The following is a 12630-nucleotide window of genomic DNA, read 5'->3' on the forward strand; positions in this document are numbered from 1 at the left end:
GATGTGACGCCGATTCCCCATAACGGTTGTCGTCCGCCCAAAAAGCGCCGCGTCTAACACAGGAGACAGTGAAATATGGCTCGTTATATAGGCCCGAAGTGCAAGCTGTCTCGTCGTGAAGGGACAGATCTTTTTCTAAAGAGCGGTGTTCGCGCGCTGGATTCAAAGTGCAACATTGAGACCCCGCCGGGTATGCACGGCGCGCGTCGCAGCCGTCTGTCCGAGTATGGCGTACAGCTTCGTGAGAAACAGAAAGTTCGTCGTATTTATGGCGTTCTTGAGAAGCAATTTCGCAACTACTACAAAGAGGCTGCCCGTCTGAAGGGTGCAACGGGTGAAAACCTGCTGCAACTCCTCGAGACACGCCTCGATAACGTTGTATATCGCATGGGTTTCGGTTCTACCCGTGCCGAGTCCCGTCAGCTCGTCTCTCACAAGGCGATCCTGGTTAATGACAAGGTAGTGAATATTCCTTCCTACAAGGTCAAGCCAGGTGATGTTGTGAGCATTCGCGAAAAGGCCAGAAATCAGCTGCGCGTTAAAGGCGCTCTGGATCTGTCTGCAAGCCGTGCGCCGGTGAGCTGGGTAGAGGTCGACGCCACCAAGATGTCCGGCGTTTACAAGTCAGTGCCTGAGCGTACTGAACTGCCGGCCGACATCAACGAGAACCTCATCGTCGAGCTTTACTCCAAGTAAAGCCCGGTTAGCAACGATAGTAGATAGGGGCGTCTATGCAGCGTTCAGTACAAGAGTTATTGACACCTCGTACCATTGACGTGAAGGAATCGGGTGCGACTCGCGCCAAGGTTACGCTTGAACCCCTGGAAAGGGGTTTTGGCCACACTTTAGGAAGCGCGTTGCGCCGAATTCTCTTGTCTTCGATGCCGGGCTGCGCCGTTACTGAAGTGCAGATTGACGGTGTCTTGCACGAGTACAGCGCAATCGAGGGTGTTCAGGAAGACGTGATTGAGATTCTGTTGAATCTCAAGGGCGTTGCGGTAAAGATGAACGGTCGGGACGATACTGAGCTCACGCTCAGCAAAAAAGGCCCGGGCGTCGTTACAGCCGGTGATATCAAGCTGGATCATGATGTTGAGATCTCCAATCCGGATCATGTGATCTGTCACCTGAGTGAAAATGGTGAAGTGAGCATGCGTCTTCGGGTGGCGCGCGGTCGGGGCTATGAGCCTGCGGATCAGCGTGGTCTTGATGAAGATGAGACCCGCGCCATCGGACGCCTGCAACTGGATGCAACCTTCAGCCCGGTTCGCCGCGTAGCTTATTCCGTGGAAAGTGCACGGGTAGAACAGCGCACCGATCTGGACAAGCTGGTTATTGATCTGGAGACCAATGGCACCATCGATCCGGAAGAAGCAATTCGCCGGGCGGCCACGATTCTCCAGCAGCAACTGGCGGTATTTGTCGACTTTGATCATGAAAAAGAGCCAGAGCGTGTCGAAGAAGAGGAAGAAATTGATCCGATTCTGCTGCGCCCGGTCGATGATCTTGAGCTGACAGTGCGTTCAGCTAACTGCTTGAAGGCCGAAAATATTTACTACATCGGCGATCTTATCCAGCGCACAGAAGTTGAGCTGTTGAAGACGCCTAACCTTGGTAAGAAGTCGCTCACCGAGATCAAGGACGTTTTGGCGTCCCGTGGTTTGTCTCTGGGTATGCGTCTTGATAACTGGCCGCCGGCTAGCCTTCGTGGCGACGACCGGGTTCTGGGCGGTTGATTGCCGATTAGTTTAAGGTAAGGAATCAGAGCAATGCGTCATCGTAAGAGTGGTCGTAAGTTCAGCAGGACCAGTGCGCATCGCAAGGCCATGTTTCGTAACATGACTGCGTCACTGGTTGGTCATGAGCTGATTAAAACAACGCTGCCGAAAGCCAAAGAGCTTCGTCGGGTAGCGGAGCCTTTGATCACGCTCGCCAAGAAAGATTCGGTTGCGAATCGTCGTCTGGCGTTTTCTCGCCTGCGCGACGACGCTGCGGTTGCCAAGCTGTTCAATGAGCTTGGTCCCCGTTACAACGAGCGTCCGGGTGGTTACCTTCGTATTCTGAAGTGTGGCTTCCGCGCCGGCGACAATGCCCCTATGGCATTCGTAGAGCTGGTAGGTCGTCCGTTGGACATCGAAGCGGAAGAAGTGGACGAAGGCGACGAGTAAAATCGTTGGCTAGTCTCAAAAACCGGATTCCGCGAGGTGTCCGGTTTTTTTGTGTCTGGGGTTTGAGAGGGACCTCTGTAGCTTGCCACAGTATGAGTTGGGCCAGAGGTGGTGACACTTTTCAAACTGAAAAACAACTCGCTTTGCTCAGACATTTTTTCAGTTTGAAAAGTGTCACCACCCCAGCCCTTCCAGGCTTTTGGGATATATCCGTTCTATTTATTTAGCAGTGGCTTTAAGTAGCGTCCTGTGTGCGATGCCGGATTCTCTGAAACCTCTTCAGGCGTGCCTTCTGCAATGATCCGGCCCCCGCCGGATCCACCTTCTGGTCCCAGGTCGATAATCCAGTCTGCGGTTTTGATGACGTCCAGATTATGCTCGATGACAACAATGGTGTTGCCGTGATCCCTCAGGCGTTGCAGCACATTCAGTAGTTGCTGAATGTCATAGAAGTGCAAACCGGTTGTTGGTTCGTCGAGAATATACAGGGTTTTGCCGGTATCCCGCTTGGAGAGCTCTTTGGCGAGCTTTACGCGCTGGGCCTCACCTCCAGAAAGCGTCACTGCGCTCTGCCCGAGTCGGATGTAGGAAAGGCCTACATCGATGAGTGTTTGCAGTTTTCTGGCAAGAAACGGAACGGCATCAAAAAACTCCCGTCCTTCCTCAACGGTCATGCTCAACACTTCATTGATATTTTTGCCTTTGTAGCGCACCTCGAGTGTCTCTCGATTATAGCGCTTGGCTTTGCATACATCGCAGGGAACGTACACATCCGGGAGGAAATGCATTTCCACCTTGATCATGCCGTCGCCCTGGCAGGCTTCACAGCGCCCGCCTTTGACGTTAAAAGAGAAGCGTCCTGGCTTGTAGCCTCTTGAACGAGCCTCCTGAGTGCCTGCAAACAGTTCACGGATGGGGGTGAACAGGCCGGTGTACGTGGCCGGATTGGAGCGAGGTGTGCGTCCGATAGGGCTTTGATCGATGTCGATCACTTTGTCCAACTGGTCGAGGCCTGTCAGTCCCTTGTAGGCTGAGGCGCTAAGGCTGGTCGCCTTATTGAGCTTGGCGGCGGCGACCGGATAAAGAGTACTGTTTATCAGGGTGGACTTGCCGGAGCCAGAAACTCCGGTCACGCAGGTCATAATGCCCAGGGGCAAGGTGAGTGTGACATCTTGCAAGTTGTTACCGGTGGCACCGGTCAGCGAGAGGGTTTCGCCGATGCCCTTATGTCGGGTTTCGGGAATGGCTATTTCTTTTGCTCCGCTGAGATACTGGCCGGTCAGCGAATCCGGGTTTTCCAGAATCTGGGCGGGTGTGCCCTGAGCAATGATCTGGCCGCCATGTACTCCGGCACCCGGGCCGATATCGATAACATGGTCAGCCGCTCGAATGGCGTCTTCATCGTGCTCGACAACGATGACGGTATTGCCCAGATCACGCAGGTGGGTGAGGGTGCTTAGCAGGCGGTCGTTGTCTCGCTGATGAAGCCCGATGGAGGGCTCGTCCAGAATGTACATCACACCCACGAGACCTGCGCCGATCTGGCTGGCGAGCCTGATACGCTGTGCTTCTCCACCAGACAGGGTGTCAGCACTGCGCTCCAGTGTTAAATACTCGAGGCCCACGTTCACAAGAAACTGGAGTCGCTGCCGGACTTCCTTGGTAATTTTTTCAGCAATCTCGCCTTTGCGTCCGGAAAGCGCAAGTGCATCAAAGTAGGAATAGGCTTCGCCGATTGGAAGGCGTGTGATGTCGGAAATATTGCGTTCTTCAATAAAAACGTGGCGGGCACTGCGTCGAAGTCGGGAGCCTTTGCACTCTTTGCAGGGTTGGGTGCTGAGGTTGCGAGCCAGTTCTTCGCGCATGCTTTGGGAGTCGGTTTCCCGGTAACGGCGTTCAAGGTTTGGAATAATGCCCTCGAATGAATGCGCCTTCTCCATGATATGGCCGCGAGAATTTACGTAGCGAAACGGAATCTCTTCAGAGCCGGATCCGAACAGAAGCAATGTTCGAAAGTCCTCGGGTAGCTCTTCCCAGGGCGTTTCCAGATCGATGCCATAGTGCTCGGCGACGCTGCCAAGCAATTGGAAGTAATAAACCGCTCGTCTATCCCAGCCTTTGATGGCACCAGCAGCAAGCGTGGCTTCGGGGTGCTGCACAATTTTTCCAGCATCAAAAAACTGCTTAACGCCAAGGCCATCGCAGGTGGGGCAGGCCCCGGCAGGGTTGTTGAAGGAAAACAGCTTGGGTTCTAGCTCGCTCAACGCGTAACCGCACTGAGTGCAGGCGTATTTTGCAGAAAAGGTCTGCTCTTGGTTTTCGCTCTCCGTCTCTACATCCATCGGTGCGACAAGCGCTATGCCGTCGGCAAGCCCAAGCGCAGTCTCAAAACTTTCGGCCAGTCGCTGTTCCAGACCGGGTTTTACCTTGAATCGGTCGACGACAACATCAATCTGATGCTTGCGCTTTTTGTCGAGCGCCGGGACATCATCGATGTCGTAAACGACACCGTCGACGCGCAGTCGGATAAAGCCCTGGCTGCGCATGGTTTCTACGACTTGCAGGTGTTCACCTTTGCGATCCCGGATAACTGGAGCAAGGATCATCAGCTTGCTGTCTTCCGGCATCGCCAGCACCTGATCAACCATCTGGCTGACGGTTTGTGCCTCCAGCGGCTGTCCGTGATCCGGGCATCGAGGTTCGCCTGCGCGAGCAAACATCAGTCGAAGGTAATCGTAGATTTCGGTGATGGTGCCAACGGTCGAGCGCGGGTTGTGCGATGTTGATTTCTGCTCGATAGAGATGGCAGGGGACAGGCCTTCGATGTGGTCTACATCGGGCTTTTCCATCATTGAGAGGAACTGGCGAGCGTAGGTGGACAAGGATTCCACATAGCGCCTCTGACCTTCGGCATAAAGCGTATCAAATGCCAGGGACGATTTGCCTGAGCCGGATAACCCGGTTATGACGATCAATTTGTCCCTTGGGATATCCAGGTCGATGTTCTTCAGGTTGTGGGTCCGTGCCCCTTTGATCTGGATATGATCCATAACACCTCGCTTGGAGAAAAAACGGAAATTATACCGCGTTACGCCGGCCGCGGCGAAAATGCCTATCAAGTTGTACCTGTCCCCCGCCGGAGAACCTTCTGTTACAATGCGCCGCTCTGCGGAAGATATGTTCTTTCGCAATGTTACGCTTTAAGCCCCGGGAGAGGAGCCAACTGCCATGAATACGCTGGAAAAACGCTCCGTATTTGCGCTGGCGTCTGTTTATGCCATACGCATGCTCGGGCTATTCATGATCATGCCTGTATTCATGTTGCTGGGTGATGGCCTTGAAGGTGCCACTCCGGCACTGCTCGGCTTCGCCATTGGCGCCTACGGCCTGAGCCAGGCCCTGTTGCAGATCCCTTTTGGCCTGCTTTCAGATCGTGTTGGCCGCAAACGCATGATCTATATCGGCCTGGTTGTGTTTGCTGCGGGCAGCATACTGGCAGGTTCCGCCGATTCAATATACGTTGTTATCGCGGGTCGGATTCTTCAGGGAGCGGGCGCTATTGCCAGTGTGCTCATGGCGCTGCTCAGTGATCTTACCCGGGAAGAAGAACGAACCAAAGCCATGGCGACGGTCGGTATCTCTATCGGGCTTTCCTTCTCCGTCTCGTTGGTGCTCGGGCCACTGCTGGGTTCGGTATGGGGACTGTCCGGGATTTTCTATGCCACTGCCGTGTTGGCCATGATAGCCCTGTTCATCGTCAGCCGTGTGGTGCCTACGCCGCACCAACATAAAATCAGTGCCGACACTCACCCTGCAAAAGCCATGCTCGGAAGAGTTCTGTCTGAAAAGCGGTTGTTGCGACTGGATTTCGGTATTTTCGCACTGCACCTGGTGCTGACTTCGTTGTTTCTGGTGTTTCCATCGGTTCTGCAGAATCAGCTTGGGCTGGCCAGCGCTTCACATTGGTGGTTTTATCTGAGTGTGATGATTACCTCATTTTTTGCCATGGTGCCCTTTATCATTATTGGCGAGAAAAAACGTATGATGAAACCAGTGCTCTGTGGTGCAATTGCCCTGCTTGCCTTGGCGACAGCGGGGCTTTCGGAAGTGTCTTCAAGCCTTGTCTTCGCTTGGGTCATGATGTTTTTCTTTTTTATGGCATTCAATCTGCTGGAAGCCAGCCTCCCATCCCTGCTCAGCAAAGAGGCACCGGCGGCCAGCAAGGGAACGGCTATGGGGGTTTATTCTACCTCTCAGTTCATGGGTGCCTTCCTGGGCGGCGCCTTTGGCGGGTACCTGTTGCAGCAGGTTGGAATTGAAGGTGTTGTCTGGTTTATGGTGAGTGTTCTCGGGCTATGGTTACTGGTCGCCCTGACCATGCCTGTGCCGGGCCACTCTTCAGGTTTCGTGGTACAGTTGCGGGATATGGTCAGCGACCAGTACGACGATGTTGATGGCAGTCTGCGCAGCTTACCGGGTGTGCAGGATGTAGTCATAGTTGAAAACGCTGCCACCGCCTATCTCAAGGTGGATCGACAGTATTTTGATGAGGCGTTACTTGCGGACTTTCCATTCGTCCGGCAGGGTAGCAGTTCTTGAAATCCGGAGGCTCGCAAGGAAGGCGGGTGTCCCTGAAAACAGAATCAGGAGCAGAACATGGCAAGAGGCGTAAACAAAGTTATTCTTATCGGGAATCTCGGACAGGATCCGGATACCCGTTACACCCCGAACGGCAACGCCGTGGTGAATCTGACGCTTGCTACCGATGAGAGCTACAAGGATCGCCAGACCGGCCAACTGGTTCCAAAAACCGAATGGCACCGGATTGTCATGTTTGGAAAGATTGCGGAGATTGCTGGTCAGTACCTGCGTAAAGGCTCCAAAGTCTATATTGAGGGAAAGCTACAGACGCGTAAATGGCAGAACAAAGAAGGCCAGGACGTTTACACCACTGAGGTGGTTGTCGACATTAATGGCCAGATGCAGATGCTGGATAGTCGTGGCAGTGAAGGTGGAATGAGCCAAGGTGCGCCGGCCGGGCGTCCCCAGCAATCAGCGCCAGCAGCGCAGCCTCAGAATAATCCGCCGCCTGCACAGTCGGGTGGTTATAACCAGAATCAGAGCCAAAACCAGCCGTCACAGGGCAACAGCATGCCTGAGCCGGTTGATGATTTTGATGACGATATCCCGTTCTAACTTCCGGTAGTTTTACTTTACCTAAAAAAACGGCTGCTTAGGCAGCCGTTTTTTTAGGTCTGTTTCCGTCTCAAGTTCATTCTTCCTCAATGCTATCCATACCCAGTTCATTAATTTTGCGCGTAAGAGTGTTCCTCCCCCAGCCAAGAAGAACCGATGCATCCCGGCGGCGCCCCCCGGTGTGCTTCAGAGCGGTCTCAATCATGATTTTTTCAAATTCTGGCAGGGCCGACCCAAGAATTGCCTTTTCTCCTCTTTTTAATTCTTGATCGGCCCAGTTTTTAAGCCCTTCCTGCCATGTTATTCCTGTGGTGTGAGCTTCAATCTGGTGCAGCAACTCAGGGGGCAGGTCATCGATATGAATCTCTCGGCCGCTGGCCATGACTGTGAGCCATCGGCAAGTGTTCTCAAGCTGGCGTACGTTGCCGGGCCAGGGCAGGGTTGTGAGATAGCTTTCTGCATCTGGGCGCAGGATCTTGGGCTCTACAGCCAGCTCTGTGGCGGCTCGTTGCAGAAAGTGCTGCATTAACCGGGGAATGTCTTCGGAGCGCTCGGCCAGTTTTGGCAGGTGCACGCGAATAACGTTCAGTCGATGGAAAAGGTCCTCCCGGAACGAACCTGACTGAACAAGCTTCTCCAGGTTTTGGTGCGTGGCTGCGATGATACGGACATCAACCTTGATGGGTGTGGCGCCGCCGACGCGATAGAATTCGCCATCGGCCAGGACTCGCAACAGCCGGGTCTGGGTATCTGCTGGCATATCACCGATTTCATCCAGAAACAGGGTGCCACCGTTGGCTTGTTCAAACCGGCCCTGGCGCACTGCAGTAGCTCCTGTAAATGCGCCTTTTTCATGGCCGAAGAGTTCCGACTCTATAAGGTCCCGCGGTATGGCCGCCATATTGAGGGCTATAAACGGATGCCGTGCCCGGGGGCTGTGGTTGTGCAGCGCCTGGGCAACCAGTTCCTTCCCTGTTCCGCTCTCGCCGTTGATCAATACCGTGATGTTGGAATGGGAGAGTCGGCCAATAGCACGGAAAACTTCCTGCATGGCGGGAGCTTCACCGATGATCTCGGTGCTGTGTTGGATGGCCTCTACGTGCGGCGTAGAGGCGGCGCGTTTTTCGTGGCTGTGTGCGACAGCCCGTTTCGCCAGGGCAACCGCATCGTCTACATCGAACGGTTTCGGAAGATACTCAAAAGCACCAGTCTGATAACTGGTAACGGCGCTCTCAAGGTCAGAATGGGCGGTCATGATAATGACGGGCACGTCAGGGTGAGCTTCAACAATATGTGACAACAGGGTGATGCCATCTACTCCGGGCATGCGAATATCACTGATGATGGCGTCGGGCTGCTCGCGTTCCAGTCGCCTCATAATATTTTCACCGCTCTCGAACGCTGTGGTCTGCATGCCAGCTTGGCTCAAGGCGCGTTCAAGCACCCAGCGTATGCTGCGATCGTCGTCGACGATCCAGATGTTGGCGGATTTTTGGCTCATATAGTGCGCTCCAGGGGCAGGAAAATGATGAAGTCTGTCTGGCCGGGCTCACTCTCGCACTCAACCAGCCCATGGTGTTGGCTGATGATACTCTGAGTAATGGAGAGTCCGAGCCCGGTGCCATTGGCACGGCCACTGATCATCGGGTAGAAAATATTCTGGCGCAGCTCCGGGGCAATTCCCGGGCCGTTGTCGATGATGTCTATTCGGCATACAAGTCGATGGCAATTGGGGCCGATAGTGACTTGCCGCAGGGCCCGGGTGCGAAACGTAATGGTGGGTGTTTTCTGGCTGTCCGGATGGGCGGCCTCGCTTTCAAAGGCAGCCTCCATCGCATTGCGGGCAATGTTGAGAAAAGCCTGAATTAGCTGTTCCTTATCACCCGAAAATTCAGGCAGGCTGGGGTCGTAGTCCCGTTGGAACAGCACTCTGCCTTTGCATTCCGCTTCCAGCAGGGTTCGCACCCGTTCAAGGATTTCATGAATATTTACAGACGCCGGCTTCAGCGCCTTGTTAGGGCCGAGCATGCGGTCAACAAGATTGCGCAAGCGATCGGCTTCTTCAATGATGACCCGGGTATATTCGCGCTGGTCCGCGCTGGATAGTTCCCGGTCAAGCAATTGAGCGGCTCCGCGAATGCCTCCAAGCGGATTCTTTATCTCGTGAGCCATGCCACGTACCAGGATCCGGGTGGTTTCCTGCTGGGAGATCAGGTCCTCTTCCCGGCTTATCCGTAGTAGACGATCCCGAGGCTGTACCTCCACCAGCAGTGCAGCAGAGCTGTGGTCAAGGGGCGAAACGGAGTAGTCCACAATTCTTTGTGAGCCGCTGGCAAGAAGGAACTCCGTTTCCCTGCGGGTGTAGGACTGGCCGGATTCAGCGGCAACACGCAGGGTGTTGAAGGTGCTCTCGGCATCAAGAAGGATGTCGCGCAGATGCAGCCCTGAGCTGCGGGTCATGCTGGTTTCAAACAGGCTTTCTGCGGCTGGATTCAGATAGCGGATTATCAGATCGCTTTCCAGCACAAGAACTGCTGTCGTGAGGTTGTCCAGCATGCTCTTGTACCTGTTTGCGTCGGCTGATGAGTTTGCCATGCGTGCTTCCTGTTGGTTTCATGCCGGAGGAGCGGGGTGGAATCTTGCCATCGTTCACGGCACCTTGCTCAACCGCTCCAAAAGGAATCAGCAAGAACTGAACCAGTTTCGAAATGCGAGTGACTTGCTTGGATAGCCCGGTGAGAAGTATGTGGGAGGCGCGTTATTTCAGGGTGGGCCAGTTGAGAAGATAGTGGGCAGCCTGAGCGCATTGCTCCGTTGTTGCCCTGAGCTTCGCACAATATCGGTGCTAGTGCACCAATTTAGTGCGATCGGGCAATGTCAGTTTTGAATGGAGGGGCGGTGGACCGTAAAACGAATCGGGCTGCCGGTTTTAATCTGCACACCATTCTGGTCCACAATGTGGATGCCTGCCTCGTGTGTGCCCCGGAACACATTGCTTACGGTAATCGTACCGGAAGAGCTCTGGCCAACTGGCTGGCCGTCGAGCGTCACTTCGTATCTGTGATCAGGTTCAAGGCCGGGTGTGCTGCGCATTTCAAAACGCACGTCGCCACTGCCGCTGTAGAATGCCTGTTCATCTTCAGGGTAGGAGAACGATACGCTCTCGTAGATTGAGCCTTCCCGCTTCACCTCTTCCCGGAGTTTGTCGGTTTCCCTGACGTTTTGTGGTTTGGGCAGGGTAATGGTTGTAACCGGCTTTACCTTGATCGCTTCTGAGCCTTTCGAAGGTTCGTCGGAGAAGGTTACATTGCCCTGAGCATCTACATTGCGGTAGACCTCTGCGGCCACGGGCCCTGCGAGCAGGAGCAACAGCCCTGCGGTGATTCCAAGCCTCGGGTTCATAATCACAACCTGTGTAGTGTTTGTATTGATTATCAATGGCCGGACAGGCCTTTTCAATGTAGCAGAGGGAGATGTTGGTTACATATCGTTAAGGGCGGTGGAAGTGTGCGGACGATCACAAAAAAAGCCCCGCTGTTTCAGAGCGAGGCTTTTGAAGCTGCCAGTCACCGCCAAGGCAGCTTAAGCAGGAACCGCCGAGGCGGTTTTAGCAAGAATAGTACAGTTCGAACTCAACCGGATGGGTGGTCATGTTGATGCGCTCAACTTCGCCACGCTTCAGATCGATGTAGCCCTGGATCATATCTTCAGTAAATACGCCGCCACGGGTCAGGAACTCATGGTCTTCTTTCAGGCAGTCCAGAGCTTCCTGCAGGGTTTCAGCCACTTTCGGAATGCTCAGGGCTTCTTCTTTAGGCAGGTCATACAGATCCTTGTCCATGGCGTCGCCCGGGTGAATCTTGTTCTGGATGCCATCGAGGCCAGCCATCATCAACGCAGAAAACGCCAGGTATGGGTTGGCAGCCGGGTCAGGGAAGCGCACTTCCACTCGGCGTGCTTTCGGGCTGGTGACATACGGTATGCGGATTGAGGCGGAGCGGTTGCGCGCAGAATAAGCCAGCATAACCGGTGCTTCATAGTGCGGAACCAGGCGCTTGTAGCTGTTTGTAGCCGGGTTGGTGAACGCGTTGAGAGCCTTGGCGTGCTTGATGATGCCGCCCACGTAGAACAGCGCCATTTCACTCAGGCCGGCATAGCTGTCGCCCGCAAACAGGTTTTTGCCGTCTTTGTTAAGGCTCATGTGCACATGCATGCCGGAACCGTTATCGCCGACCACTGGCTTGGGCATAAATGTGGCGGTTTTGCCGTAGGCGTGGGCCACATTGTGCACGCAGTATTTCAGGATCTGCACCTCGTCGGCTTTTTTGGTCAGCGTGTTGGCGCCAACGCCGATTTCGCACTGGCCTGCCGTGCCCACTTCGTGGTGGTGTACTTCAATAACCAGGCCCATGGACTCCATGGCGGCGCACATAGCGCCTCGCAGATCGTGCAGGCTGTCCACTGGAGGCACAGGGAAGTAGCCGCCTTTAACACCCGGGCGGTGGCCAATGTTGTTGTTATCAAAGTCGTCACCGGAAACCCATGCCGCTTCTTCTGAGTGAAGCGAATACATGGAGCCCTGCATGTCGGTTTTCCATTTTGCAGAATCGAAGACGAAAAACTCGGGCTCAGGGCCAAACAGAGCGCCATCTGCGATGCCGGTAGATTTCAGATACTCCTCGGCCCGGCGGGCAACGGAGCGTGGATCCCGCTCATAGCCCTGCATGGTAGAAGGCTCAACAATGTCGCAGGTAACGTTGATGGTGCTTTCTTCGGTAAACGGGTCAAGAACGGAGCTGCTGTCGTCCGGCATCAGGATCATGTCGGATTCATTAATGCCTTTCCAGCCCGCGATGGAGGAGCCGTCAAACATCTTGCCTTCGGCGAAGAAGTCTTCGTTGACCTCAGTTGCCGGAATGGTGACGTGCTGCTCTTTGCCCCGGCTGTCGGTGAAGCGCATATCAACCCACTTGACTTCGTGTTCTTTAATCAAATCAACTGTCTTGGACATTGTGCATGCTCCGTAAGTAATCCCGCACCGCGGGTGTATTCGTGATCATGTCCCGGATTGCTCTGAGGGGCTGAATTCCGGATTGTTGTTCAGGTTTGCGCAGCTTAGCAAAAGCTGTTGATTCTTACCTTCACATTTCGGATTTACAGATGCTCGGAAAACCTGATGGGGGTGATTAAAGCAAGGTGCTTGCCAGTTTTGACTGGATGCGATGTAACAGTGGTTTTATGGCCGAATGCCATGTATCCAGCCGGC

The 12630-nt window shown here is 54.3% G+C and carries 11 protein-coding genes; 6 read left to right on the top strand and 5 right to left on the bottom strand.

Annotated features, from left to right (window positions below; all coding sequences use genetic code 11):
• From rpsK to rplQ, 4 genes are all read left to right on the top strand, one after another.
• A partial coding sequence (gene rpsK / locus ACN0V1_RS19710; RefSeq protein ID WP_178829158.1) for a 30S ribosomal protein S11 occupies positions 1–57 on the top strand: 57 nt, incomplete at its 5' end.
• Between the two features lie 18 nt (positions 58–75).
• On the top strand, positions 76–696 hold the full coding sequence (gene rpsD / locus ACN0V1_RS19715; RefSeq protein WP_417546616.1) for a 30S ribosomal protein S4: 621 nt from the start codon (positions 76–78) through the stop codon (positions 694–696).
• Between the two features lie 35 nt (positions 697–731).
• The gene (locus ACN0V1_RS19720) at positions 732–1736 is read left to right on the top strand and encodes a DNA-directed RNA polymerase subunit alpha (protein WP_417546617.1); all 1005 of its coding nucleotides are present in this window, start codon (positions 732–734) and stop codon (positions 1734–1736) included.
• Between the two features lie 33 nt (positions 1737–1769).
• A complete protein-coding gene (gene rplQ, locus ACN0V1_RS19725) occupies positions 1770–2168 on the top strand; it encodes a 50S ribosomal protein L17 (RefSeq protein WP_303597442.1) in 399 nt (132 codons plus the stop codon).
• A 215-nt stretch (positions 2169–2383) separates the two neighbouring features.
• On the opposite strand, the gene uvrA is transcribed toward rplQ, so the two are convergent.
• Positions 2384–5218, bottom strand: coding sequence for an excinuclease ABC subunit UvrA (uvrA, locus tag ACN0V1_RS19730; protein ID WP_417546618.1), 2835 nt, complete (start codon positions 5216–5218; stop codon positions 2384–2386).
• A gap of 178 nt (positions 5219–5396) precedes the next feature.
• Between uvrA and ACN0V1_RS19735 the strand changes: the two genes are divergently transcribed.
• Together ACN0V1_RS19735 and ssb are read left to right on the top strand one after the other, a co-directional pair.
• On the top strand, positions 5397–6767 hold the full coding sequence (locus ACN0V1_RS19735) for an MFS transporter (RefSeq protein ID WP_417546619.1): 1371 nt from the start codon (positions 5397–5399) through the stop codon (positions 6765–6767).
• Between the two features lie 57 nt (positions 6768–6824).
• Positions 6825–7364 carry a single-stranded DNA-binding protein gene (ssb, locus tag ACN0V1_RS19740; RefSeq protein ID WP_417546620.1) on the top strand — a complete coding sequence of 180 codons (540 nt, stop codon included), beginning with the start codon at positions 6825–6827 and terminating at the stop codon, positions 7362–7364.
• Between the two features lie 76 nt (positions 7365–7440).
• On the opposite strand, the gene glnG is transcribed toward ssb, so the two are convergent.
• The 4 genes from glnG to glnA form a co-directional block, all read right to left on the bottom strand.
• Entirely contained in the window at positions 7441–8865 is a 1425-nt protein-coding gene (glnG, locus tag ACN0V1_RS19745) for a nitrogen regulation protein NR(I) (protein WP_417546621.1), read from the bottom strand.
• On the bottom strand, positions 8862–9959 hold the full coding sequence (glnL, locus tag ACN0V1_RS19750) for a nitrogen regulation protein NR(II) (RefSeq protein ID WP_417546622.1): 1098 nt from the start codon (positions 9957–9959) through the stop codon (positions 8862–8864). Before glnL ends, glnG begins: the two co-directional genes overlap by 4 nt.
• Before the next feature lie 282 nt (positions 9960–10241).
• Positions 10242–10766, bottom strand: coding sequence for a DUF4124 domain-containing protein (locus ACN0V1_RS19755; protein ID WP_417546623.1), 525 nt, complete (start codon positions 10764–10766; stop codon positions 10242–10244).
• 205 nt (positions 10767–10971) lie between these two features.
• Positions 10972–12375, bottom strand: coding sequence for a glutamate--ammonia ligase (gene glnA, locus ACN0V1_RS19760; RefSeq protein ID WP_339783331.1), 1404 nt, complete (start codon positions 12373–12375; stop codon positions 10972–10974).
• Positions 12376–12630: the final 255 nt, after the last annotated feature.

The organism is Marinobacter sp. (assembly GCF_048266785.1).
GTDB lineage: Bacteria > Pseudomonadota > Gammaproteobacteria > Pseudomonadales > Oleiphilaceae > Marinobacter.